Consider the following 25,059-nt stretch of genomic DNA (forward strand, 5'->3'; position numbering starts at 1 on the left):
CGCCGCCCCCTCTGGTCTCCCTATCGGGCGAGGTCCTGGGGGAGATAGATGAAGCGGGGGCCGTCGGGGGCGATGACGAGGCTCCGGCAGTTGTCCAGCGGGGTTTCCAGCGAAACACTCGTACAGACCCTGTTGCCGCGGACCTCGTAACGACCGCTCAGCGTGACCCCGCCGGTCCGATCATAGTGCCCTTCAGAGGTGAACCACTCGGAGCGGCCGTCGTCCAGATCACTCTCGAACAGTGTCCGTGGTCCCTCAAGCAGGACCCGCCGGGTTTCATATTCCGTCGCGGGACGCTCGATAGAAGCGGTGGGGCGGTATTCTTTTGGCTGCCGTTCCCCGCAGGCCGCAACCGCCAGCACGGCGAAGGCGATGACAGCCCCTTTTGGGTATCGGGGCAGGGAAGTGTCTAGCATAGCGATCTCTGATTGCATGGGTGCGAGCATTGCTCTCGCATCCGTGCCTGCCAAGTCCTCTATGAGCCGTGCCGCCTGTTGGTGAAACAGACTTCTGACGGTCGACTCTCACCCGACCGCGCGCAGAACAACGGCTGCGCCGTTGGGCGCGGTCTCCCTCTCCCAATGGGAGAGGGTCAGGACTCTACCAGCGGCCCGTTGCCGTCGGCGGTTTTGGCCACCGTGTAGGTCTTCAGCACCGAGGCGTCGTAGCGTTTGTCGAAGATGGTCGAGACGGTGTGGAGTTCGGCCTTCGCTTCGGTCGGGGTGAGGGTCAGCAGGACGAAGCCCTTGGCCGTCTGGTCGCAGAGCAGGACTTCTTCATTCGCCGCGTTCAGGGCCGCGCCGAGGGGGACGCCCTGGACGTGGTCGCCGGGCGAGGGGCTGGAGATGGCGCTGGTGGCGAACTCGACAGCAGCGCGGCGGCCTGAGGCGTCCTTCAGATCATTGACCCAGAAGGCATGGCTGTCGCCGGCCAGAACGATGGGCTGGACGCCCGCGTCAGCGAAGGCGCCGTACAGACGCTCGCGACCGGCGGGATAGCCGTCCCAGCTGTCGAGGTTGAACGGCACGCCCAGCTTGAACAGCTCGATCGACTGGCGAACCTCGGCGCGGACGGCGGCGGGCAGGCGGGCCAGCAGGACGGTGACCTCCAGCGGGGAGGCCATCCTGGTGATGTCCGGTCCCTGCACCCGGCCCATGACGACCTGATTGCCGATGACCTGCCACGGACGACCGGCCTCGCGCGAGGCGGTCAGGGTGGAGCGGATCCAGTCGCGCTGGGCGTCGCCCAGAAGGTCGCGGTCGGGAGCGTTGAGCTTGGCGCGGAAGGCGTCGACGTCCGGGCGGGCGTTGCGGCCCGTGCCGACGACCGGCATGTCGGTGGCGAAGCTGAGGGCTTCCTGACGGGCGACCAGCCGGGTCTCGACCATCAGCAGGCTGGCCAGATCGCCGAAGTCGAAGCTGCGATAGATGGCGTCCTCGGTTAGGCCGCCTTCCGGTTCGCGGATCGGCATCCACTCGAAATAGGCCTTCAGGGCGGCGGCCTTGCGGACGAGGAAGTCGCCTTCGGTTTCTGACTGGTGGTTCTCGGCGCCGCCGGACCAGGTGTCGTTGGCGACCTCGTGATCGTCCCAGACGCAGATGAAGGGCGCGCGGGCGTGGGCGGCCTGCAGGTCCGGGTCCGACTTGTACTGGGCGTGGCGCTGCCGGTAGTCGGCCAGGGTGACGATCTCGTGCGGCGGCTGGGGCGTGCGGTTCAGACGCGCGCCGGTGGTCATGCCGTAGGAGTCCGGCTCGGCGCCGTATTCATAGATGTAGTCGCCCAGGTGGATGACGGCGTCGAGGCGATCCAGCTTCGACACCACCTCCCAGGCGTTAAAGTAGCCGCCCGGATAGAGCTGGCAGGAGGCGACGGCCAGAACCGCGTCGGCGGTCGGGCCGACGGGCAGGGTGCGAGCGCGGCCCTGAGGCGAGCTAACCTCGCCCGCCGAGAAGGCGTAGCGGTAGTCGACGCCCGGCTGGAGGCCCGCGACCGGCACCTTGACCGTGAAGTCGCGCTCGGGGCCGGTCTCGACCGTGCCGGAGGCGACAGAGGCGGTCGCATCGCCGTCGCGCCAGACCGACCAGTCGACCCGCACGGCGCGGACGGACGGGTCGGACGGCGTGACGCGCGTCCAGATCAGGAGCCCGTCCTGACGGGGATCGCCGGAGGCGACCCCGTGCAGGAACTGGACGTCGACGGCCTGTCGGGCGGCGGCGGGCAGGCTTGCGCCCGCCGCACCGGCGCTGAGAAGACCGAGAAGACCGCGACGGTGCAGGCTCATGATCCGACCTCTAGTACTTCACGCCGAAGACGAGGCCGACGGTGCGGGGCTCGCCGGCGATGAAGGTCGGCAGACCCAGACCGTCGCCGGTGTTGCCCGCGTCCTTGATGTATTTCTCGTCGAGCAGGTTGTCGGCGAAGGCTTCCACCGACCAGTCGCCCTGCGCGCTGGTGAAGCGGATGCGCAGGTTCAGCAGGCCGTAGGCGTCCTGATACTCGTCCACGACGGTGTCGGGGACGAAGTTGCCGGTCTGCAGGTCGGTGCGGTCGTTGTTGTCGTCGAAGAACATCTCCGACTGCCAGGTGTACGTCGGCATGACGGCCAGTTCGCCACCCGGCAGCGGCACACGGACCGACATGCCGAAAGAGGCGCGGTTGTCCGGCGAAAGACGGAAGCGGTTGCCGTCGTAGATGCCCGCCTCGAACCGCGAGTGGTTGTAGGCGTAGGTGCCGAAGACATCGACGTACTCATTCAGGCTCAGGAAGGCCTGACCCTCGAAGCCGTAGGCGCGGGCTTCACCGGCGTTGGTGGTGATGAACTGGGTGCCGACCTGAATCGTCGTCTGGAAGTTCGAGTAGTCGTAGAGGTAGACCGACCCGTCCAGATGCAGGGCGCCGTTGAACAGACCCGTGGTCTTGGCGCCGATCTCGTAGCTGTCGACTTCCTCGGCGTCCACGAAGGTGAAGTCCGGGGCGCCGAACGGGGCCGAGGGGGCGCCGGCGGCCAGAACGGCCGGGCGACGGCCGCGGGCGTAGTTGGCGTACAGGCTGCTTTCATCGCCGATGGCGTAACGGCCGGTGACGCGCCAGGTGAAGCCGTCGTCTTCCAGATCCTGATAGATGAAGTCGCCGTTGTTGGCGGTCGGCTGGAAGGTCAGGCCGAAGGCCGGGAAGGTCGTCGAGAAGGGCGCGGTGGCCGCGCCCGGGACGGCCAGCTGGCCGACGATGCCGTTGGCCAGTGCGCCGAGCTGGGCGGCCTGTGCCAGGTCGGCCGGGGTTCCGGAAGCGATCAGTCGCGCGATCTGGCCCTGAATCTGCTGGACGCCCAGCAGGCTGCCGGCGACCGAACGACCGTTGAGCACGGCGGACGAGAAGCCGCTGGTCTTGTCGTCCTGCGTCCAGCGGACGCCCGCCGAGAACTCCAGACGATCCGTCGGACGCCAGGTGACGTCGGCGAACAGGTCGACCGACTGCAGCTCGCTGGTGTTGGTGGCGGTCTCGATATGCGAGGCCTTGAGGTTGTCGCGGATGCCCGGAATGGCCGGGGCGGGCAGGCCGAGGCCGCCGAGAATCGGGTCCAGCAGGGTCGGGCTGGAATAGAAGGCCAGCGGCAGGAAGTTCGGGCCGGTGACGCCGGGGGCGCCGTCCAGCAGACCGGCCAGCTGGGCAAGGGCGATGCGCTCGTTGAACTCGGTCGGGGTCCGTTGCGAACCCTCTTCCTTGAAGTAGCCGACGCCGAAGAAGCCCGAGACGGCGCCGCCGTTGTCCCAGTTCAGGCGAAGCTCCTGGCTCCATTGTTCGCCTTGGGCGTCTTCCACGGCCGAGAGCAGGGGCAGGGAGATGCCGTCCGCGTCGAAGACTTCGTAGGAGTCGAACTTGCGGTAGGCGCTGGTCGAGGTCAGGGTCAGGCTGTCCGACAGGTCGAGGCGGGCGATGCCGGTCAGGCCCCAGACTTCGCGGTCCAGACCCAGATCCTGACCGCCGTCGATGTTGGTTCCCGGGGTAAGAGCGGCGCCCTCCCACGGCTCAGCCGAACCGATGACGGCGCCGGTGTTCGGGTCTTGCGGCGCATAGGCCAGCGACTTGAACGCGGTGCCCGGCGCGCTGTCGGTCTGGTAGTTGGCGATCAGGTCGAAGCGGAAGCCTTCGGTCGGCTGGAAGGCGCCCGAGAGGCGGAAGGCCTGGGTGTCGAAGCCGTTGTAGTCGGCGCCGCCGAGCAGGTTGGTCACATAGCCTTCGCGGGCCTTCATGCGGGTGGCGAAGCGGATGGCGGCGTTCTCGCCCACCGGGGCGTTCACCATCAGCTCGCCCATGCGGTAGTCATAGTCGCCGAAGCCGGCGCGGCCTTCGGCCTCCCAGTGGCCGATCTCGGCCTTGTTCTGGATCACGTTGACCGCGCCGATCAGGGCGCCGCGACCGTAGAGGGTCGACTGCGGGCCGCGGGCGACCTCGATGCGCTCGATGTCGAACAGCTCGACATAGGAGCCGCGGGATTTGGAGATCGAGACGCCGTCCTGGAAGACCGATACGCGCGGCTCGGTGGAGGCCTCGCCCGAGTCAGAGGTGATGCCGCGCATCACGAAGCCGGCGTTGTTCGGCGACTGGTTCTGGACGAGGAAGCCGGGGGTGAACGCCGACAGCTCCTCGAAGTCCTGAACGCCCAGCTGCTCCAGACGCTCGCCGTTCCAGGCGGTCAGGGCGAAGGGCACCTCGACGGCGCTCTGTTCGCGCAGCTGGGCGGTGACGATGACCTCGTCCAGCTGGGCCGGTTCGGCCTGCTGGGCGTGGGCGGCTCCGGCCAGAGCCCAGACGATGCCCAGGGCGCTGGCGCCGAGCAGGGTGGACGAACGTTGAACGCGATGAATCATGACAGCCCCCGGGGAGTGAGACTCCCGACCTAGCGGGGCTGTATGCCGTGACAGCGACGGTGAGACGACCGGCAAATGAAGCTCGGACGTCGTTCAGGTGAATAACGTTCAGTTACCGGCGCAACGAAAAGGGCCCGGCGATCAGCCGGGCCCTTCGTCGAACGCTGGACGCGTCCCCTAGCGGTTTTTGATCTTGGATGCGTCGCCGGTTCCGCCCTCGGAAATGTCACCGACGATGGGATTTTCCGCCTGAACTTTCGGACGGCTGCTGCGCCAGTTGTCGAAATCGGCGGAGAATTTCTCGCGCCGTTCGGAGCGCCAGTCGTGATAGTCGCGGTCGAAGTTCGACATCTGCTGCTCGCGCCAATGCAGGTAGTCGGGCTCGAAATCATGGTTTGACCGGTCCGCGCGCGCCTCGCCCTTAAAGCCGGGGCCGGAGCCCTCCCAGATTTGCGCGCCGGGGGCGTAGCCGTGATCGGGCCGCGTCGAGCGAGCGTAGTCAGGGCGTCCATGGTCCGGGCGGTCATACTGCGATCGGGTGAAGGTCTCGCCGCGATAGTCCGGCGACGATGAGGCGCCGTGGTCGCGATCACCGCGACCGTAGCGCCCGTCGGAATAGCCGCCCTGATCGTAGCCGTAGTTCCGGATTGAGGCCCGCGACGGATTGGGGTCGCGGTCGTGGCGGCCGCGATCATGGTCGCCCTGACCGTAAGAACTCCGGTCGTACTCATCCCGATCATACTGGCCTTGGCCGCGCCAGGCCTCGGCCGTGCGCCCGCCATCGCCTTCGGACCAACTGCGGCCCTCGTCGTAACGCCGGTCACGCGGTTCCCGGCCACGCTCCTCGTCGCGGCGGCCAAGGTCGTTCTGCGGTCGATATCGGGTGGGGTTCATGGCTGAAGCTCCTCTCGTTGGGGAGCTTCAGAACCGGAGCGATTCCGGGCTGTTCCAGCCGTTCACGGGGAGCTGACAGCCTTGGCCGTGAGGGCTCATCGGGCCCGGTCCCTCCGCCTGTTTGGGTAACGATGGTCTTGTGGCTACCGGGCAGGAGGGCGGTTCGCCGTCATGCCGGCGGCTGTACGTTTCCGGTTGAACCTTTGCCGCACCGCAACATTCCTGTTGCGCGAGCGTCACTTGTCGGGTCACGCTGCATATTCATTGCGGTGGGAGCGGCATGGCCTTCGACGAAATGTCCGGTGGGGCGCCCGTTTACGGGGGGAAGGTCCGTGACAGCTATCGCGGACTGGCGAAGTGGCTGGCCGACGCGCCCGAAGGGCTGTTGCAGGCGCGGTCGCGTCAGGCGGAGCTGTTCTTCCGCCGGATGGGGGTCACCTTCGCCGTCTATGGCGACGCCGAGTCCAGCGAGCGGCTGATCCCATTCGACGTGGTGCCACGCATCATCGGCGCCGCTGAATGGGGCGGGCTGGAGAAGGGGCTGATCCAGCGCGTTTCGGCCATCAACGCCTTCCTCGCCGACGTCTACGGCAAGCAGGAATGTCTGAAGGCCGGCGTGGTCCCGGCGGAACTGATCCTGACCAATCCGCAGTATGCGCCCGAGATGCAGGGCCGCCGCCCGCCGCGCGACATCTGGGTGCAGATCGCGGGCGTCGATCTGGTGCGGACCGGCGAGGACGGCTTCTATGTGCTGGAGGACAATTGCCGCACGCCGTCGGGGGTCTCCTACATGCTGGAGAACCGCGAGATGATGATGCGGTTGTTCCCGGACCTGTTCGCCGACTATCCGGTGCGGCCGGTCGAGACCTATGCGGACATGCTGCTGGCCAGCCTGCGGGCCTGCGCGCCGGAAGCGGCGGGAAGCGATCCGACGATCGTGGTGCTGACGCCCGGGCCGTTCAACTCGGCCTACTATGAGCACAGCTTCCTGGCGGACAAGCTGGGGGTGGAACTGGTCGAGGGGCGGGACCTGTTCGTCGACGACGGCAAGGTCTTCATGCGCACGACCGAAGGTCGACAGCAGGTGGATGTGATCTACCGCCGTATCGACGACGCCTTCCTCGATCCGCTGACCTTCCGTCCGGACTCGGCGCTGGGCGTGCCGGGGCTGATGAACGCCTATGAGGAGGGCACGGTGACGCTGGCCAATGCGGTCGGCACCGGCGTGGCCGACGACAAGGCGGTCTATACCTACATGCCGGAGATCATCCGCTTCTTCACCGGCGAGGAGCCGATCCTGAACAATGTGCCGACCTGGCGCTGTCGGGAGCCGGACGCGCTGAAGCATGTGCTGGCCAACCTCGGCGATCTGGTGGTCAAGGAGGTCGGCGGCTCGGGCGGCTACGGCATGCTGGTGGGCCCGGCCTCGACCAAGGCCGAGATCGAAAGCTTCCGGAAGAAGCTGATCAATGACCCCGACGACTTCATCGCCCAGCCGACGCTGGCCCTGTCGACGGCGCCGACGCTGGACAAGGGCGAACTGCACGGACGGCACGTCGATCTGCGGCCCTTCGTGCTGTCGAGCCCCGACGGGGTGAAGGTGGCGCCCGGCGGCCTGACCCGCGTGGCGCTGAAGCCCGGCTCGCTGGTGGTGAACTCCAGCCAGGGCGGCGGAACCAAGGACACCTGGGTGCTGGACGTCTGATGCTTTCTCGTACCGCAGACAGCCTGTACTGGACGGGCCGCTATATTGAGCGGGCGGACTTCCTCGCCCGCATTCTGGAAGCCACGATCCGGTTGGCCGCCATCCCGACGCGGGGCGACGGGGACGCCGAGACGGTGTGGGCCAGCGCGCTGGCGTCGGCCGGGGCGCCCAAGGCGCTGGGCCGGGCGCCGACCGAGAAGTCGGTGCGGGAGTATCTGGCCTTCTCGCCGGACAACGCCTCATCCATCGCCGCCTGCATCACCCGGGCGCGGACCAACGCCCGCTCGGTGCGGACCGCGCTGACGGTGGAGCTGTGGGAGGCGATCAACGGCGCCTGGAACGGGCTGGCCGAACAGGGGCAACCGACCCGACGCGACGACTTCGGCCACTTCCTCGAGTGGGTGAAGACCGTGACCCTGTCAGTCGAGGGCGCGGCCTCGCGGACCATGCTGCGCAACGACGGCTATTATTTCCTGCGGCTGGGGGCGGCCATCGAGCGGGCCGACAACACCGCCCGGCTGCTGGACGTGAAGTATCACCTGCTGCTGCCCGAGGGCGAACGGGTGGGCGGTCAGCTGGATTACTTCCAGTGGACGACCCTGCTGCGCGAGGTGTCGGCCCTGACGGCCTATCGCTGGGTCTATCGGGACAGTGTGAAGCCTTGGCTGGTGGCGGACCTGCTGGTGCTGAACCGGCAGATGCCGCGATCACTGGCCAGCTGTCAGGCGTCCATCGTGCGCTATCTGGAGAAGCTGGCCAACGATTACGGCCGACGCGGCCCCGCGCAGCGACTTGCGGCGGAGCGGATGCGGGCGTTTGACTCCTCCCGCATCGAAACCATCTTCCAGTCCGGTCTGCACGAATACATCCAGTCGTTCCTGAATGAGAACGGGCGACTGGGGCAGGCCATCCACGAACAGTATCTGAGCTGATCCATGCGTATCGGGATCGATCACACCACAACCTACGCCTATGACCGGGCGGCGCGGTTCATCGTGCAGAACCTGCGTCTGACGCCGCGCTCCAGCGAGGCGCAGACCGTGCGTCACTGGCAGGTGGAGACCGACGTGGACGCGCGTCTGCGCAAGTCCGAGGACGCCTTCGGCAACATCGTCCACGCCCTCTACACCGAGCAGCCGACGAAGACCCTGACCATCCGGGTGACCGGGGAGGTGGTGACCAGTGACACGGCGGGGGTCATTCCGCCGGATCAGGAGCGTCTGTCGCCGCTGGTCTTTCTGCGGGACACCGACCTGACGAAGCGGGACAGGCTGATCTCGGTCTTCGCGTCGGAGTTTCAGGCCCATCCGCCGCTGGACCGGATGCATCGGCTGATGGCCGGGATACACGGGTCGGTGGCCTTCGAGGTGGGGGTGACGACGCCGACCCACACCGCCAGTGAGGTGCTGGCCCTCGGACGGGGGGTTTGTCAGGACCATGCCCACGTCTTCATCGCCTGCGCCCGGCACATGGGCGTGCCGGCCCGCTATGTCTCCGGCCATCTGGCGCGGCGGGACCGGGCTGATCAGGAGGCCGCCCACGCCTGGGCGGAGGCCTGGATCGAGGGCCTGGGCTGGGTCGGCTTCGATCCGGCCAACGGCATCTGTCCGACCGAGCGCTACGTCCGGATCGCGACGGGGCTCGATTACCTCGGCGCAGCGCCGGTGCGCGGGGCCACCTACGGCGGGGCCGGGGAGACGCTGGCGGTCAAGCTGATGGTGCGTGATGCGGACATGCAACAGGGTCAGCAACAGGCGTGAACGCAGGGTCGATGGTCGCGGGAATCTGTTACGGTTCGTCGAATTCTGACGTTCGCGGGATACGACACGTCCAATGACTTACTGCGTAGGCCTGCTGGTCGATGAAGGGTTGGCGATGATCGCCGACACGCGGACCAATGCGGGCGTCGACAACATCTCGTCGTATCGAAAGCTGCACGTCGTCGACAGGCCGGGCGAGCGGGTGCTGGCCGTGGCGACGGCGGGCAATCTGTCAGTCACCCAGACGGCGCTGGCCATGGTGCGCGAGGGCGTCCATCTGAATGTCGGGGAGGAGCCGGAGACGCTGGAGACCGCGCCGACCCTGTTCCGCTGCGCCCAGCTGCTGGGTCATGCGCTGCGCAACGTCCGCCAGTCGATCGCCCCGGCGCTGGAGGCGGACAGTCTGAACACCTCGGCGACCATGCTGCTGGGCGGCCAGATCGCCGGCGGACCGATGCAGCTGTATCTCATCTACAGCCAGGGCAATTTCATCGAGTGCGGGGCGGACACGCCGTTCCTGCAGATCGGCGAGGCCAAGTATGGCAAGCCCATTCTGGTCAGCGGGCTGCGCGGCAGCACGCCGTTGGCGGAGGCGGTGAAGCTGGGGCTGATCTCGTTCTCGACCACCATGCGCTGCAATGTCGGGGTGGGAGCGCCGTTCGACATGCTGACCCTGCGCCGCGACATGATCAGCGGCGACGTGCGGCGGATCGAGGCGGACGATCCCTATTTCACCGACCTGCACGACCGCTGGACCCGCGCGCAGGCGCAGGCCCGCGCCGCCATGCCGGAACCGCCGTGGATGCCGAACAGCCAGGGGATGGCGGCCTTCGGTTGAGATCCCTTTCGCTGACCTGGCGTTGACGTGGCGGCGCCTTGCGGGGCGTTGAAGCGTCGGCCTAGCGTGTCGGCATGCCTGCTTTCGACACCCCTTCGACGCCCGCCAATTTCGCCTTCTTCGAGCCCCTGCGCGTGCGCTGGGCCGAGGTGGACATGCAGGGCGTGGTCTTCAATCCGAACTATCTGGTCTACGCCGACGTGGCGATGAGCGAATACATGCGCGCCATCGGCTTCTCCGGGGTGGACGGGCTGGCGAAGCTGGGCATCGATATGTTCGCGGCGGGCGCGTCGGTGGATTTCCGGGCCTCGGCGCGGTTCGACGACGAGCTGCGGCTGGGCGCGCGGGTCGAGCGGTTCGGGCGGACATCATTCCAGCCGCGGGTCGCGGTGTTCCGGGGCGATGAACTGCTGGCGGATGTCGGCCTGACCTATGTGTGCGTGGCCCCGGACGAGCCGCGCCGGACCGTGCCGGTGCCGGACGCCTTCATCGCCGCGTGCAAGATGATGGATGATCAGGCAGCCTGAGCCGTTGCAGGCGCCGCAGGCCGCGATAGGGTGAGCCATGATCCAGAACCGACTGACTCGCCGCCACGCCCTCGCGCTTTCGGGCGGTCTCGCCGCTCTCGGCCTTTCGGGCCTGCCCGCGCAAGCCGCGCCGTCGTTGCGGAGCGAGGCCCTGTCCGGGGAAGACTGGGCGGCCCTCGGCGCCGATGTGAAGGCCGAGTTCAAATGGGCGTGGGACCACTATGTCGCCAAGGCCTGGGGCAAGGACGAGATCAATCCGGTCTCCGGCACCGCGCGCTCGTTCTTCATCGAGGGCCATGATCTGGGCCTGTCGCTGATCGAGGCGCTGGACACCCTGTGGATCATGGAGCTGGACGAGGAGTTCCAGGCGGGGCTGGACTGGGTGAAGTCCAGCCTGTCGTTCGACATCGACGCCTATTCTCAGGTGTTCGAGACCAATATCCGTCTGGTCGGCGGTCTGGTGTCGGCGCATCTGGCGTGCGGCGATCCGGTGCTGCTGGAGAAGGCGAAGGATCTGGCCGACCGGCTGATGAAGGCGTTCGACGCCTCGCCGCACGGCCTGCCGTACCGCTATGTGAACCTGAAGACGGGGGCTGTGCGCGATCCGGAGACCAATCTGGCCGAGATCGGCACCTATGCGACCGAGTTCGGGGTTCTGGGCCAGTTGACCGGCGACGACCGCTACTATGCGGCGGCCAAGCGGGCGATGAAGCACGCGCTGGACATGCGGTCGGACAAGGGGCTGATGGCCGCCAACATCCACGCGGAGACGGGGCTGTTCACCAGCCGCAACGCCTCGATCGACGTCTATGCGGACAGCTTCTACGAATATCTGTGGGACAGCTGGGAGCTGTTCGGCGACACGGACATGAAGCGCTGGGCCGAGGAGTGCATGGGCGCGATGGTGGCCCATCAGGGCAAGCGCTTCGACGGCCGCCTGTGGTTCCCCATGGTCGACTATGAGACCGCCGAGACGACCGCGTATTCGCAGACGGTGCTGGGCGCCTATCTGGCGGGGCTGCTGGGACAGGTGGGGCTGAAGACGGCGGGTGACGACTTCCTGGCGACCTATACGGAGATGCAGGAGCAGTACGTCATCATCCCGGAATCGACCGACGTGCGGACCCGCACCCCGCGCGGCAAGGGCACCGGCCTGCGCCCCGAGTTCGCCGACGCCTGCCTGAACCTGTGGCTGGGCGACCGGGACGAGCGCTATCGCGTCCTGACGGCGCTCCACTATCAGCACATGAAGGCGACCTCGAAGGCGGCCTTCGGCTACACCTCGCTGGCCGACATCACGACCCGGCCGATGGCGCAGGGCGACAACTGCCCCGGCTACTGGTGGTCGGAGCAGATGAAGTACTACTTCATCATGTTCGCCGAGCCGAAGCGGATCGACCTGGACCGGCTGCAGTTGAGCACGGAGGCGTGCGTGCTGAGGGGGTTTGTGCGGGGGTGAGGAGCCGCGCGTCTCGTCCGGCTCGTCAGGCGGGGTCCAGCGCCCTGTCAACTGCTCCCGGGTCATTTTCGATCACGGCCAGGAGGACGCGGGCTGCGGGGTCGGGTTTACGACGGTCCTGTTCCCAGCCCTCCACGGTTCGAGCCGGAATGCCGAACCGGGCCTCAAATTCCTTGGGGCTCTTCGCAACGGACTTGCGGATGGCTTTGATCCGTTCGGGTGACATGGGGTCGATATGACGTGACGCCAGCGTGACCTCGCCCTTGCGGTGGGCGATGGCTTCCCGGAGAGCAGCCTCGATCTCCAGACCTGTAGCGGTGCGCTTGGTCACTTGAGCAACTCCTTGATCAGAGCCTTGAACATCTTGAGCTCGTCGGCCGACAAGTCGTCCTTGTCGACTTTGGGGTAGGCGGTCAGCAGATAGGCCTGATCTTCGCCTATCAGCACATAGTAGATCGTTCTGCCGCCGCCGCTCTTTCCAGCCGCGCCGTAGGCAAAGCGCATTTTTCGAAGACCGCCTGAGCCCTTGATGAGGTCGCCAGTCTCCGGATTAGCGGCGATCATGGGCTCGATGGCATCCAGATCGGCCTGTGAAGCCCCGAGCTTCGCCAGCCGTTTCAGCCCCTTCTCGTAACTTTTGGTTCGAAAGAAATCCATGATCAATATACGCCCTTGACGTATTTGGGATCAATCATTTTGTGCGTCATTGACGCATTTTGTCCCTAGCCTCCATACTCCGTCATCGCATACGGCCGTTCCGCCGCCGTGGTCCCCCAGACGAGGTTCGGCTCCGTCCCCATCACGAAGTGCAGCGTGCCGCCGGCCTGAATCTCGTCGTGGCCGATCCAGGTGCGGTTCAGCGGACGACCGTTCAGGGTGACCGACTGGACGTAGAGGTTCTCGTCCGCCAGTCCCTCGGTGGAGATGATGAAGCGATTGCCATTGGGCAGGTTCAGCACCGCGCGATCCACGAACGGGCGGCCGATCACATACTGACCCGAGGCGGGGGTGACCGGATAGAAGCCCAGCGCCGTGAACATCAGCCAGGCCGACATCTGGCCGACGTCGTCATTGCCCGCCAGACCCGCCGGACCGGCGTGATACTGGGTGTCCATGATCTGCTTCAGCCGCGCCTGCGTGCGCCAGGGGGCGCCGGCGAAGACGTAGGCATAGGCCGAGTGATGGCTGGGCTCGTTGCCGTGGATGTACTGGCCGATCAGACCCGCGATGTCCTCGGCGTGGGAGTAGTCCAGCCCGGTGTTGTCGTAGTCGAACATGGCGTCGAGCTTGGCGACGGTCGCTTCGTCGCCCCCCATGGCGGTGACCAGCGCGGCCATGTCCTGCGGCACGAACCATGAGTACTGCCAGGCGTTGCCCTCGGTATAGTCCGAGCCGTAGTTGATGGCGGTCGGGTCGAAGGGCGTGCGGAAGGTCCCGTCGGCCAGACGGGCCCGGACGAAGCCGGTCTCCGGGTCGAAGGTGTTGCGCCAGAAGCCCGCGCGGCGGTCGAAGACGGCCTGCACGTCGGAGCGACCCAGCCGCTGGGCCATGCGGGCGATGGTCCAGTCGTCGTAGGCGTATTCGACAGTCTTGGACGCGGCCTCGGGCTCGCGGTCGATCGGCACCCAGCCGAGGTCCATATAGTCGCCCAGACCGCCGTAGGGACGGTAGGTGGCGCTGGCGGTCATGGCGTTCAGCGCGGCCTCGCCGTCGATGCCCTGCACGCCCTTCAGATACGCATCCGCGATGACCGGGACGGCGTGGTAGCCGATCATGGTCCAGGTCTCCTGACCCGCGAAGGACCAGACCGGCAGGATGCCGTAGGGGCTGACCTGCTGGGCCGCGATCAGGGAGTTGACCATGTCCGCGTTGCGGCTGTCGGGCTGTACGAGCGTCAGCAGCGGATGCTGGGCGCGGAAGGTGTCCCACAGGCTGAAGGTCGAGTGGACGGTGAAGTCCGACTGGTGGACGGCATTGTCCGGCCCGCGCCAGCGGCCGTCCACGTCGCCGTGCACCGAGGGCGCGATCAGCGAGTGATACAGGGCGGTGTAGAGACTGGTCCGCATCTCCTCGGGCGCCTCGATCTCGACCGCCTGCAGCGCGTCGGACCATGCGTTGCGACTGGCGGCGCGGACGGCGTCGAAATCAAAGGCGCCGCCTTCGGACTCCAGATTGCGGAGAGCGCCGGCCTCATCGACCGAGGAGACGGCGACCTTGACCATCAGGGGGCCGGTGATCTGGCCGAAGTCGAAGGCGGCCTCGAGCTGGCGGCCCTGCACCTGCGCGCGGTCCGTCATATCGCGGCCCGGCTGACGGAAGCCGCGATACGGAACCTCTGTGTCGCGATCCTGAAGCTGGTAGCCGACCAGCGGCTTGGAGAAGCGCATGGCGAAATAGAGCTGGCGGCCGGGCGCCCAGCCGCGCGTTTCGCGGAAGCCGGTGACGGCGCCGTCCGGATGCACCCGGATGCGCGACCACAGCACCTTGCCCGGGTAGTCATAGATGGACGGGCGGAAGTCCAGCAGGATCCGGGCGGGCTGGGACCGGGGGAAGCTGTAGCGATGCAGGCCGACGCGAACGCCGGCGGTGAGTTCGGCGCGCACGCCCGAGTCGGTCAGGCTGACGGCGTAATAGCCGGGCTCGGCCCGTTCGGAGGCCTTGTTGTAGCGGGAGCGATAGCCCGAACCCGGCTGGGCCGGGTCGCCCGCATCCCAGCGCACCTCACCCGAGATCGGGGTGATCAGGACGTCGCCCAGATCCGAATGGCCGGTGCCGGAGAAATGGGTGTGGGAGAAGCCGAGGATGGTCGGGTCGTCATAGCGATAGCCCGCGGCCCAGTCGTAGGACTGGCGGAAGGGGCGGAAGTCGGTGTCGGGGCTGAGCTGCACCATGCCGAAGGGGGCGACGGCGCCGGGGAAGGTGTGCCCCTTGCCCGCCGTGCCGATGAAGGGATCGACGGCTTCATAGGGCGTGGGCGGGGCAGGGGGCGCTTCCTGCGCCGTGGCGCAACCGCCCAGCGCGAGGGTCGCGAACACAGCCGTCAGTCCGAGATGCCGCATATGGGAAAGCCTCCACCCGTGAACGGCACGGAAACTAGGCAGGTTGGCCGCCGGAGGGAAGGCGGTGGGCTATCCGGCGTCGCGGATTTCGGGCGCGCGGGTCAGCAGGAAGAAGAAGGGGGCGGGCATGTCCCGATAGTCCATCAGTCCCATGACCCGGTTCTGGTCTACCCAACGGAAGTGATCGATGATCGGCAGGCCGTCGTAGATCATCGCCGCCGAGACTTTTGAGCCCCACTGGGCGAGGCGAAGGCGAGCGCCGGGGCGGTGCGTGGACAGCAGCGGCAAGAGGACGGCGACCGCCTGTCGGGCGGCGGCGGCGCGCGCGAGCCGCGGCGGCCGCAGGATGAGGCTGTAGGGGATGCGGGCCGCGGCCACGGACAGGGTTCCGAAGCCGTGACGGAACAGCAGGGGATCAACCGTGTCGGGATCGCGGAACCGTTTGCCCCGCCACCCATGGTATTCGAGCAAACCGTCGAGGGGATGGCCGCTGGGCAGTCCCGCGCCGTCCCACGTCCCCTGCAGCGCCTCCACCGGACTCGCGGGCAGGTGATCAAAGACCGCACCGGCGGTCTCTGGTCTTACGCCCTGTTTCAACCAGGCGTCCAACGCGTCCAAGCCGGTCTCCCTGTTTACGCCGGTATCCAACGCCAGCGGGAGGAAGACGATCCTGACCGTCCGGGCGGGCGAGCGGTCAGACGGCGTCGGGCTTCAAAAGGAAATGAGGCAGCAGGCCCGCTATGATCTGGCGGCCGGATTCGTCGTCCTGATCCAGCATTTTGCGCAGCGGGGGGCCGATCAGGGCTTCGCCGAACGCGCTGACGGCGATGAAAAGCACCGCCGCCGGAATGCGGGTATGGGCCTGACCGTCGGGATCGCCGAGCTTTTCCCGCACCGCGTCCACCAGATTGGTCACGGCGTCGCGCACCGGATCGAGGTGTGACAGGTCGCCCCGAAGAACGATCCAGGCGGCCAGCTTCGCGGCGCCGCCCCTGTCGAAGGCGTCGAAGACGGCGTTGATCAGCTCCAGCGGAGCGCCCTCGTCCGTCCGAAGCCGGGCGATCGCCGCATCGAGCGCCTGGGCCAGGTCGGACACCATCGACCCCATAAGGGCCGATTGCAGGCCGGCGGCGGAGCCGAAGTGATGGATGAGGTTGGCGTGGCTCATGCCGAGGTCGTCCGCGACGGCCTTGAGCGTCACTGCGTCAGGACCGCCGTCCAGCAGGCGTCGCCGCGCGAAGACCAGGGCTTCGGAGCGGGCTTCATCAGGCGTGCGCCGCCGACGTCCAGAGGCTACTATTGACATCTATGTAAGTTACATCCATGTAGATAGCGATGGTTAAGCTCAGCCCCCGGAGAGAGCAAGTGACAGCCGAATTGTTGGTCGATATGGCGGACCTTCGCCGCCCCGGTCATCCGGCGACGCGGGCGTCCACGCGGCTGAAGCCGCGTCGCGTCGAGCCGCTGCGCGCGCTCAAGGCCTTGAGACGTCTGATCGCCGACAAGGAGGACACCACCCAGGTGTTCGAGATCATGAACGCTCTGGCCGGCGGTTCGCTGCGCCGGGGCTACCAGAGGCTCCTGGAGGATTCCGAGGGCGCCCGGCAGGCCTTCCTGATGGGGGAGCTGGCGGACCGACTGCAGGACCGCGAGTGGCTGGAGACCTTGCCCGCGGACAGCGTCGGGGCGGCGTACCTGGCCTTCATCGACGAGCGTAACCTGTCCGCCTATGGTCTGGCCGACGAAAGCCGCAAGGTGGCCGATACCGAGATCGAGGCGGCGCATCCGCATGCCTGGTACGCGAGACGCCTGCGTGATGTGCACGACATCTGGCATGTCCTGACCGGTTACCGCACCGATGCCCTGGGCGAGGCCTGCGTGGTCGCCTTCTCCCTGCCGCAGACGCGCAGCCCGGGGTTCGGGTTGATCGCGGCGGGGGTGGCGATCCAGTTCGCCCGGGCGCGCACGGGGCATCCCTGCGCCCGGTCCGTGCTGGAGGCGTTCGGACGAGGACGACGCGCGGCCTGGTTGCCCGCGCTTGATTATGAGGCCCTGCTGGCCGAACCGCTGGTCGCCGCGCGGACGCGGCTGGGGCTGGCGGGGGCGACGCTCTATGATCGGGTGCCGCCCGAGTTCCGTAACGCCTACCACGGGGCCGCCTGATGCGAGCGGTTCTGCTGGCCGGCCTCGTTCTCTTCGCCGTTCCGTCCGCGGCCGCGGCGCAGGAGGCGTCAGTCCTCGGGCGTTGGCGCACGCCGGCCGAGGGCGGGGTGGTTGAAATTCACCGGTGCGGCGCCGCCCTGTGCGGACGGCTGGTGGACGCCGCCCCTCTGCGTCGGAATGCGGATCAGCGGGATGTCCGCAACCGGGACGCCGCCTTGCGGAACAGGCCTCTGCGCGGGGTGCTCGTGTTGAGAAATTTCACCGGCGGTCCGGACGAGTGGCGCGGCGGTCCCCTGTATGATCCCAACAGCGGCCAGACCGCCGAGCGCGGCACGCTGACCCTGACGGCGCCGGACAGGCTGGCCGTGCGGGGCTGCATCGCGCGGGTTCTGTGCCGGACGCAGACCTGGCGGCGGGCGGACTAGGGCCGGCGCGGGTGGACGGAGCGACCGAGGGCGACGATGCGCTGTGGGCGCGACGCTTCTGGACAGACCATTATCGGGCGGACGTGCCCGTCTGCATCCTGGAAGAGTTGTCACGACAGCCTCGCCTTGACGATCTCTTCGCGGCCGATGCGCAGCGGTTCAGCGAGCGGACCGGCTTCGTCAGCCTGGGCAGCGGCCTGACCTACGGCAGGGCCCTGGCCGAAGCGCGCGCCTTCGCCGGCTGGCTGCAGTCCATCGGGGTGGAACCCGGCGCCCGCGTGGCGCTGATGATGCCCAACTGCCTGCAGTATCCGGTCGCCCTGTTCGGGGTGCTGATGGCCGGCGCGGTCGTGGTCAACGTCAACCCGCTCTATACCGCCCGCGAACTGCGTCACCAGCTGGCGGACAGCGGCGCCTGCGTGGTCGTCGCGGCGCGCCTGTTCGCCGGGACGCTGGCGGAGGGGGTGGCGGGAACGGACGTGCGCCGGGTCGTGCTGACGGGTCTGGGCGATCTGATGCCGGCGCCCAGGCGATGGCTGGTGAACGCCCTCGGCGGTCGCGCCGCCTCCGCGCGATGGACCGGCCCGGTCGCGGCTGAACCGTGGCGGCGGGTGCTGGCCCGGGGTCGGGCCGCCGGCTATCGCCGGGCGCCGCGCGAGGCGGATGATCTGGCCTTCCTGCAATACACGGGCGGAACGTCGGGGACGGCCAAGGGCGCCATGCTGAGCCACCGCAACGTCGTGGCCAATGTGCTGCAGGGGCGCGCATGGGTGATGCGGCAAATCCCGCCGGAGACGGCGGTGAGCAATGTGACCCTGCTGCCGCTTTACCATATTTTCTCACTGACGGCGAACCTGCTGATGTTCACGGGCGTGGGCGGTCGCAATGTGCTCATCGCCAATCCGAGGGATGCGCGACTGGTCAACCTGATCCTGGCGCGCGAGCGCTTCGCTGGTCTGGCCGGGCTCAACACCCTGTTCGCGGGACTGCTGGCGACCCCGGCGTTTCGCCGACGGGATTTTTCGGATCTGAAGCTCACCATCGCCGGAGGCATGGCCACCCAAAGCGCTGTCGCCCGGGCGTGGGAGGCCGTCACCGGGGCACCACTGGTGGAGGGATACGGGCTGACGGAATGTTCGCCCATCGTCTGCATCGGCCACGTCGATCTGGACCGGCCGGACTCGATGGGGTTCGACGGAACGGTCGGACGGCCGGTTCCGTCCACCGAGGTCCGCATGCGTCGCGCCGACGGAAGCTGGTGCGGCGTGGAAGAGCCGGGCGAGCTTTGCGTGCGCGGTCCTCAGGTCATGACGGGATACTGGAACCGACCGCAGGATACGGCGGCGATCCTGTCCGGCGACGGCTGGCTCGGAACCGGGGACGTGGGGGTCATGCTGGCCGACGGGCGGGTCCGGCTGGTGGATCGGTTGAAGGACATGATCCTGGTGTCCGGGTTCAACGTCTATCCCAGTGAGATTGAGGACGTCGTCGCCGCCCATCCCCTGGTGGCGGAGGTGGCGGCGCTCGGCCTGCCGGATCCGGTGCAGGGGGAGCGTGTGAAGATCGTGGTCGTGCCGAGATGCGAGACCCTGAACGAGGCGGAGCTGCTGCGCCACTGCCGCGCCCATCTGACCGCCTACAAGACGCCGAGAGTGGTGGAGTTTCGATCAGAGCCCTTGCCGCGCAGCGCGGTGGGCAAGCTGTTGCGTCGCGATCTGGTCGTCAGTCCTGAGCGTTCGGACGGCGACTGATCGATGCCCGGCGCCTAGAGATCGACGCTCATGGCTCGGCCGGCGGCGCGCCCGGTGAAGATGCATCCGCCAAGGAAAGAGCCTTCCAGCGCATTGTAGCCATGGGCGCCGCCGCCGCCGAAGCCGGCCGCTTCACCGGCGGCGTAAAGACCCTCGAACACAGAGCCGTCGGGGCGCAGAACACGGCTGTCGAGGTCTGTTTGCAGACCACCGAGGCTCTTGCGCGTCAGAATGCGAAGACGGACGCCGATCAGGGGACCGGCGGCGGGATCCAGCAGGCGATGAGGGCGGGCGACCCGCGCGAGGCGGTCGCCAAGATAGCGCCGCGCATCATGGATGGCCCGCACCTGAACGTCCTTGGAGAAGGGGTTTGAGAATTGACTGTCGCGGGCCTCGACCTGACGACGCACCAGCGCCGGGTCCAGCAGGGGCTGGGCGGTCAGGGCGTTCATGCGTTCGACAAGGGTGTCCAGATCGTCGGCGACCACGAAGTCCTCGCCCTGGCGCTTGAAGGCCTCTACCTCCGGCGTCGCGCCCGGGGCCAGCCGGGTTCGCAGAACCTCCAGCCAGCGGCCTGACGTGAGGTCGGCGTTCTGCTCGGAGCCGGAAAGGGCGAATTCCTTTTCCAGAATGGCCTGGGTGAGGATGAACCAGGAATGGTCGTAGCCAGCCAGGTCCGGCGTGGTGCGCAGATGCCGAAGGGTCGACAGGGTGTCGAACCCGGGCAAGGCCGGGGCGGGGAGGCGGCGGCCAAGGGCGTCCAGCCAGAGCGCCGACGGGCCGGGCAGCACACGGATCGCGTGGCGCGGCCAGACCGGGTTCCAGTTCTTCAGGCCCTCGACGTAGCACCACAGGCGATCCTGGTTCACGACACGCGCCCCCGCGTCTGCGGCGATGTCCAGCATCCGGCCGTCAACATGGGCGGGCACACCGGTAAGCATGTCGCGAGGGGGACGCCCCAAACGATCTGGCCAGTGGCGACGAACCCGCGCGTGGTCGCCGCCGATACCGCCCGTCGCCAGCAGAACAACCGGAGCCGAGAGATTGAATGCGCCGGTGACGCGTCTGTTGGTGGGGGCGCCCCTCGGCGCGGCGTCCGGCGCGAGGCGAACGCCCTCTACACCCGTAACGCGCCCGGCCTCGATCGTCAGGGTGTCGACGCGGCAGCGATGGTGAAAGGTCAACAGACCGCGCGTCTCGGCCTCGCGCGCCCGCGCGACGAGCGGCGCGGTCACGCCGGTCCCTGTACCCCAGGCGACGTGGAAGCGAGGGACGGAGTTGCCGTGACCGTCGGCGCGGCCATCGCCTCGTTCAGCCCACCCCACCATAGGGGTCAGACGTATGCCGCGGCTCCGAAGCCAGCGGCGCTTCTCGCCGGCGGCGAACTCCACATAGGCGCGGCCCCAGCGAACAGCCCAGACGTCATCGGCCAGCGCCCCGCCGAGGCGGTCCCAGCCCGCGCTTCCCGACCAGTCGGACCAGGCCAGGTCGAACGAGTCACGGACGCCAAGTCGTCGCTGCTCCGGGCTGTCGACGAGGAACAGTCCGCCGAAGGACCACCAGGCCTGACCGCCGAGATTGGCCGGGGTCTCCTGGTCGACGAGGGCGACCCTGCGTCCCGCCGTGGTCAGCTCATCGGCCGCGACGAGGCCTGCCAGACCTCCGCCCACGATGATCGCATCCGGCTCCATGAGAACGCCCCGCTCGCTGGTCAAAATTAACACCAATGTCAGTAGCGAGGGTGTCGGTTTCGCCGACATTAATGTCAATAGATATTGACATGATCGTCAGTAGTGCGAAGCTGGTCGCAACTGCCGGTGGTCCCGTCCCGCCGAGCGGCGAAACATGAGGCGGGAGGAAACGACATCAGCGCCGTTGGGGAACGGCGCGCCTTGGGAGGGATCTGATGGCTTCACAGGCCTGTATTCGCGCGCGTCTGGCGCTGACCGTGTCCGCCGTCGCCCTGGTGTTCGGGGCAGGCCAGGCTCTGGCCCAGTCCGCCCCCCAGCCCGCAACGCCGCAGGATGATGCAACTGCAACGGTCATCGACGATGTGATCGTCACGGCCCAGAAGCGGGAGCAGTCCGTTCAGGATGTGCCGATCGCGGTGACGGCCCTGACGTCCGAGGTGCTGGATTCGCTACGCATCGAGGGCGGATCGGAGCTGTTGCGGGCGGTGCCGAACGTCAGCTTCTCGAAATCAAACTTCAGCATGTACAATTTCTCGATCCGGGGGATCGGGACCAAGGCCGTGTCAGCCTCCAGCGACCCGGCGGTCGCTGTCAGCTTCAACAACACGCCTCTGATCCGGAACCGGCTGTTTGAGCAGGAATACCTGGACGTTGATCGGGTCGAGGTGCTGCGGGGACCGCAGGGCACTCTCTATGGCCGCAACGCCACCGGCGGCGTGGTCAACATGTTCCCGAATCTGCCGGTCGGGCGCCATGAGGCCTTTGTGCTTGGGGAGGCCGGCAACTACGGCTCCCTGCGCGGACAGGCGATGCTCAATATTCCGCTGGGCGACACCTTCGCCATCCGCGCGGCCGGTTCGTTCACCCAGCGCGACGGCTTCGATTACAACAGTTTCAACGATACACACGTCAATGACCGGGATCTGTGGTCGACCCGGTTGTCCGCAGCCTGGACGCCGACGGACAATTTCCGCGCCAACCTGATCTGGGAGCATTTCGAGGAAGACGACAACCGGTCGCGCACGGGCAAGCAGCTTTGCACCCGCGATCCGGGGCCCGCGACGCTCGGGTCGGTGAACGTGCCCGCCGGTCTGATCCGTAACCAGCTCAGCCAGGGCTGTATGCCGGGCTCGCTCTATGACGACGCCGCGTTCGGCGCCCCCAACGGCGGGTCTCTGGCCTACATCCGCTTCGCCAGCTCCAATATCGGCCTGGGCTGGAACTCGGCGACCAATCCCCGGGTCCGGGTGTATCCGATACCGCTGGGCACGGACCCCTATGAGGGGGTCACCCAGTCGCGCGATCTGCGGGAGATCGCGACCAGCTACGATCCGGTCTTCCGGGCCGCCAATGACGTGGTTCAACTGAATATGTCGCTGGATCTGGGCGACACGCTGACCTTCCATTCGCAGACGGCGTGGTCAGCGGACGACTACTACGCCTCCCAGGACTATGCCCGGTACGTCTCGAACCCGATCTTCGTGGACTCCTCCAACCTGTTCAACACGGCGCGCCAGCCGATCACCTCGCCGATCTCGCCGGGCGGCGTGTTCACGGACCCGCAGCTGGGAGCGTCAAACCGCATGCTGTCCGTGGACATGAGCCGCTCGGACAACAGGCAGTGGTACCAGGAGTTTCGCCTCCAGTCGGACATGGACGGACTGTTCAACTTCAGCGTCGGCGCCAACTATCTCGATTTCAAATCGCAGGACGACTACTTCGTCTTCAACAACGTCTTCACCCTGATCGCGCAGTACTGGTACAATCAGGACCTCACGACAGCGAACACCGGGCTGCGGCCGTTGGTCTGCGACGCCAGCGTCGCTCGCGAATGCGTCTATGTGGACCCGAACCCGCTCGACGCGCTCGGCGAGGACGGCCACAACTATTTCCGCAGCAAGAACCAGGTGCACACCCGGTCATGGGCCGTCTTCGGGGAGGGCTACTGGCAACTGGCGCCCGAACTGCGTTTGACGGCCGGGCTACGCTACACCGTCGATCGCAAGGTCACCACCCCCTATCCCAGCCAGTTGCTGATGGGGGCGGAGCTGAACGGGACGCCTGGCTCGTCCTCCGGCGGGTACGTCCGCCAGGACTATCCGGCCCTGCCGGACGTTGAGCAGGAATGGGATGCCGTCACCGGTCGGCTCGTGGTCGACTGGTCGCCCGATCTCTCGTTCACCAATGACACCCTGATCTATGCGTCGTTGTCCCGCGGCTACAAGGGCGGAGGCACCAACCCGCCGCGGATGGAGATCAATCCCACGGTCGTTCAGTACCAGCCGTTGGCCGGCACCTTCGAGCCGGAATATGTCACGGCGATCGAGATCGGGGCCAAGAATACCCTCCTGGACGGCACGCTGCGGCTGAACACGACGGCCTTCTTCTACGACTACGAAGACTATCAGGTCTCCCAGATCGTGGACCGCATCTCCCTGAACGAGAATTTCGACGCCCGGATCTGGGGGGTGGAGATCGAAGCGCTGTGGCGGCCGGTCGAGCGTTTGCAACTGGACGCCAATTTCGGCTGGCTGAACACCCGGCTGGCCGACGGCTCGCAGTCCATCGATGTGATGGATCGGACCCAGGGCAATGCCGACTGGACGGTGCTGCGGCCCTGGATCCAGGTGCCGTCCAACTGCATCGCCCCGACGCGTTATGTGGAAGCGATCCTTAACCGGTATGTGTCGCCGACGGACCAGACCCAGCTGGCGCTGAGCGCCCTGTGCGCGGGATCCAGCCGGTTCGGCACCTTCGACCCGTCCTTCCCGTCCACCATCCCTTTCTACAGCCTGTACGGGTTCACCTATAATCCGCTGCTGGAGGCCCCCAACGGCGGGCGTGGATTCATGGCGGACGTGGGCGGCAACGAACTGCCCAACTCTCCGAACTGGACGCTGAACCTGGGCGTTCAGTACACCTTCGCCCTGCAGCAATGGGACCTGACCGTTCGCGGGGACTACTACCGCCAGGGTGAGAGCTGGGCGCGGATCTACAACACTGAATATGATCGGCTGAAGGGGTGGGACAACGCCAACCTCTCCGTGTCGCTGTCCCATCCGGACGGGTTCACGATCGAGGCCTACGTCAAGAACGTCTTCGACGAGACGCCGATCACAGACGCCTTCACCAACAGCGATGACACCGGACTGACGACCAATGTCTTCACCCTCGACCCGCGCCTGATCGCGGTGCGGTTCAGCCGGAGATTCTGAGGCCTGCCGATCCGTTCGCAGGTTTTTTGACACAGGGGTTTGAACGACCGGCGAGTCCGGCCTCAAGATCGGCTGCGCTCAAATCAAGTCACTGAAATTAAACAATTAATTGGGTTGACTCTTCGCGTTATTGGCAACTTTATGTAGGCGCTCCAACGAGGGGCTCACGTAAAACGGGAGGACTACCATGATCCGGAAACTCGCCTTCACCGCCGCCGCCCTCGCCAGCCTGACGATGGCGTCGCCGACCTTCGCCCAGACCTTCTCGCCCAGCTCGGGCGCGCTGTCGGGCTCCGGGAATGTCGATCTGCAGCAGACCGCGACCCTGAACTGCGACGTCGATGTCGATGTCGCTTCGATGGGGTCGACCAGCGCCACCATCACCACCCGCGATATCTACGCCGGCGACTTCCTGTGCTTCGTCGTCGCGCCCTACGGCACCTGGAATCTGGCCGTGGTGCCGGGCTACACGGACCGTATCGCCCTGACGATCGGCGCCAACACCATCGCCAACAAGCCGTGCTACGACACCATCATCGTGGCCTGGAGCAATGCCACCAAGGAGATCACGTTCAACAACGACGTGCTCGATCCGGTGACGCCCGGCGATCCGGTTTGCACCATCCTGAGCGGTGCGATCTCCATCCCGGGCCTGACTATCCTCTGAGCGAGTGAAGTTTCACTCCCCGATCCCGCAGACTTGC

Annotated in this window: 21 protein-coding genes; 11 read left to right on the forward strand and 10 right to left on the reverse strand. The window is 66.9% G+C overall.

Features of this window, described 5'->3' with window-relative positions; genetic code table 11:
* Nucleotides 1-20 precede the first annotated feature (20 nt).
* The 4 genes from FKQ52_RS05055 to FKQ52_RS05070 all read right to left on the reverse strand — a co-directional run bounded on the left by FKQ52_RS05055 (nucleotide 21) and on the right by FKQ52_RS05070 (nucleotide 5,762).
* Nucleotides 21-416 carry a hypothetical protein gene (locus tag FKQ52_RS05055; protein WP_141626172.1) on the reverse strand — a complete coding sequence of 132 codons (396 nt, stop codon included), beginning with the start codon at nucleotides 414-416 and terminating at the stop codon, nucleotides 21-23.
* A gap of 176 nt (nucleotides 417-592) precedes the next feature.
* Nucleotides 593-2,281, reverse strand: coding sequence for an alkaline phosphatase (locus FKQ52_RS05060; RefSeq protein ID WP_141626173.1), 1,689 nt, complete (start codon nucleotides 2,279-2,281; stop codon nucleotides 593-595).
* 10 nt (nucleotides 2,282-2,291) lie between these two features.
* Nucleotides 2,292-4,868 (reverse strand): TonB-dependent receptor, encoded by a 2,577-nt coding sequence (locus tag FKQ52_RS05065; protein WP_141626174.1) that lies wholly within the window; start codon nucleotides 4,866-4,868, stop codon nucleotides 2,292-2,294.
* Nucleotides 4,869-5,045: 177 nt separating this feature from the next.
* Nucleotides 5,046-5,762, reverse strand: coding sequence for a hypothetical protein (locus FKQ52_RS05070; protein ID WP_141626175.1), 717 nt, complete (start codon nucleotides 5,760-5,762; stop codon nucleotides 5,046-5,048).
* A 280-nt stretch (nucleotides 5,763-6,042) separates the two neighbouring features.
* On the opposite strand from FKQ52_RS05070, the gene FKQ52_RS05075 reads away from it, so the two are divergent.
* The 6 genes from FKQ52_RS05075 to FKQ52_RS05100 all read left to right on the forward strand — a co-directional run bounded on the left by FKQ52_RS05075 (nucleotide 6,043) and on the right by FKQ52_RS05100 (nucleotide 12,051).
* A complete protein-coding gene (locus tag FKQ52_RS05075; protein WP_141626176.1) occupies nucleotides 6,043-7,467 on the forward strand; it encodes a circularly permuted type 2 ATP-grasp protein in 1,425 nt (474 codons plus the stop codon).
* Nucleotides 7,467-8,399, forward strand: coding sequence for an alpha-E domain-containing protein (locus tag FKQ52_RS05080; protein ID WP_141626177.1), 933 nt, complete (start codon nucleotides 7,467-7,469; stop codon nucleotides 8,397-8,399). The genes FKQ52_RS05075 and FKQ52_RS05080 overlap by 1 nt, the downstream gene beginning before the upstream one ends.
* 3 nt (nucleotides 8,400-8,402) lie before the next feature.
* On the forward strand, nucleotides 8,403-9,227 hold the full coding sequence (locus tag FKQ52_RS05085; protein WP_141626178.1) for a transglutaminase family protein: 825 nt from the start codon (nucleotides 8,403-8,405) through the stop codon (nucleotides 9,225-9,227).
* A 73-nt stretch (nucleotides 9,228-9,300) separates the two neighbouring features.
* Nucleotides 9,301-10,065: a peptidase gene (locus FKQ52_RS05090; RefSeq protein WP_141626179.1), complete on the forward strand. Its 765-nt coding sequence runs from the start codon at nucleotides 9,301-9,303 to the stop codon at nucleotides 10,063-10,065.
* A gap of 74 nt (nucleotides 10,066-10,139) precedes the next feature.
* On the forward strand, nucleotides 10,140-10,592 hold the full coding sequence (locus FKQ52_RS05095; RefSeq protein ID WP_141626180.1) for a thioesterase family protein: 453 nt from the start codon (nucleotides 10,140-10,142) through the stop codon (nucleotides 10,590-10,592).
* A gap of 37 nt (nucleotides 10,593-10,629) precedes the next feature.
* Nucleotides 10,630-12,051, forward strand: coding sequence for a glycoside hydrolase family 47 protein (locus FKQ52_RS05100; protein WP_141626181.1), 1,422 nt, complete (start codon nucleotides 10,630-10,632; stop codon nucleotides 12,049-12,051).
* A gap of 25 nt (nucleotides 12,052-12,076) precedes the next feature.
* Here the strand turns inward: FKQ52_RS05100 and FKQ52_RS05105 are convergent, their stop codons facing one another.
* The 5 genes from FKQ52_RS05105 to FKQ52_RS05125 form a co-directional block, all read right to left on the reverse strand.
* On the reverse strand, nucleotides 12,077-12,382 hold the full coding sequence (locus tag FKQ52_RS05105) for a DNA-binding transcriptional regulator (protein ID WP_141626182.1): 306 nt from the start codon (nucleotides 12,380-12,382) through the stop codon (nucleotides 12,077-12,079).
* On the reverse strand, nucleotides 12,379-12,708 hold the full coding sequence (locus tag FKQ52_RS05110) for a type II toxin-antitoxin system RelE/ParE family toxin (RefSeq protein ID WP_141628240.1): 330 nt from the start codon (nucleotides 12,706-12,708) through the stop codon (nucleotides 12,379-12,381). Before FKQ52_RS05110 ends, FKQ52_RS05105 begins: the two co-directional genes overlap by 4 nt.
* A gap of 65 nt (nucleotides 12,709-12,773) precedes the next feature.
* Nucleotides 12,774-15,110 (reverse strand): GH92 family glycosyl hydrolase, encoded by a 2,337-nt coding sequence (locus tag FKQ52_RS05115; RefSeq protein WP_141626183.1) that lies wholly within the window; start codon nucleotides 15,108-15,110, stop codon nucleotides 12,774-12,776.
* Nucleotides 15,111-15,179: 69 nt separating this feature from the next.
* Nucleotides 15,180-15,728 carry a DUF4334 domain-containing protein gene (locus tag FKQ52_RS05120; RefSeq protein WP_205750868.1) on the reverse strand — a complete coding sequence of 183 codons (549 nt, stop codon included), beginning with the start codon at nucleotides 15,726-15,728 and terminating at the stop codon, nucleotides 15,180-15,182.
* A 76-nt stretch (nucleotides 15,729-15,804) separates the two neighbouring features.
* Entirely contained in the window at nucleotides 15,805-16,416 is a 612-nt protein-coding gene (locus tag FKQ52_RS05125) for a TetR/AcrR family transcriptional regulator (RefSeq protein WP_141626184.1), read from the reverse strand.
* Between the two features lie 59 nt (nucleotides 16,417-16,475).
* Between FKQ52_RS05125 and FKQ52_RS05130 the strand changes: the two genes are divergently transcribed.
* From FKQ52_RS05130 to FKQ52_RS05140, 3 genes are read left to right on the forward strand one after another with little or no spacing between them, the layout of a single operon-like run.
* A complete protein-coding gene (locus FKQ52_RS05130; protein ID WP_240811746.1) occupies nucleotides 16,476-17,273 on the forward strand; it encodes a Coq4 family protein in 798 nt (265 codons plus the stop codon).
* Complete coding sequence (locus tag FKQ52_RS05135; protein ID WP_141626185.1) at nucleotides 17,273-17,698, forward strand: DUF2147 domain-containing protein; 426 nt, start codon at nucleotides 17,273-17,275, stop codon at nucleotides 17,696-17,698. The genes FKQ52_RS05130 and FKQ52_RS05135 overlap by 1 nt, the downstream gene beginning before the upstream one ends.
* Nucleotides 17,699-17,709: 11 nt before the next feature.
* Complete coding sequence (locus FKQ52_RS05140; protein WP_205750870.1) at nucleotides 17,710-19,449, forward strand: AMP-binding protein; 1,740 nt, start codon at nucleotides 17,710-17,712, stop codon at nucleotides 19,447-19,449.
* Between the two features lie 14 nt (nucleotides 19,450-19,463).
* Here FKQ52_RS05140 and FKQ52_RS05145 read toward each other — a convergent pair whose 3' ends face one another.
* Entirely contained in the window at nucleotides 19,464-21,140 is a 1,677-nt protein-coding gene (locus FKQ52_RS05145) for an FAD-binding dehydrogenase (protein WP_141626187.1), read from the reverse strand.
* A 215-nt stretch (nucleotides 21,141-21,355) separates the two neighbouring features.
* On the opposite strand from FKQ52_RS05145, the gene FKQ52_RS05150 reads away from it, so the two are divergent.
* Both FKQ52_RS05150 and FKQ52_RS05155 read left to right on the forward strand, forming a co-directional pair.
* Nucleotides 21,356-24,355, forward strand: a complete 3,000-nt coding sequence (locus FKQ52_RS05150; protein WP_141626188.1) for a TonB-dependent receptor — start codon at nucleotides 21,356-21,358, stop codon at nucleotides 24,353-24,355.
* A gap of 187 nt (nucleotides 24,356-24,542) precedes the next feature.
* Entirely contained in the window at nucleotides 24,543-25,022 is a 480-nt protein-coding gene (locus FKQ52_RS05155; RefSeq protein WP_141626189.1) for a hypothetical protein, read from the forward strand.
* Nucleotides 25,023-25,059: the final 37 nt, after the last annotated feature.

This window comes from Brevundimonas sp. M20 (assembly GCF_006547065.1).
Classification (GTDB): domain Bacteria; phylum Pseudomonadota; class Alphaproteobacteria; order Caulobacterales; family Caulobacteraceae; genus Brevundimonas.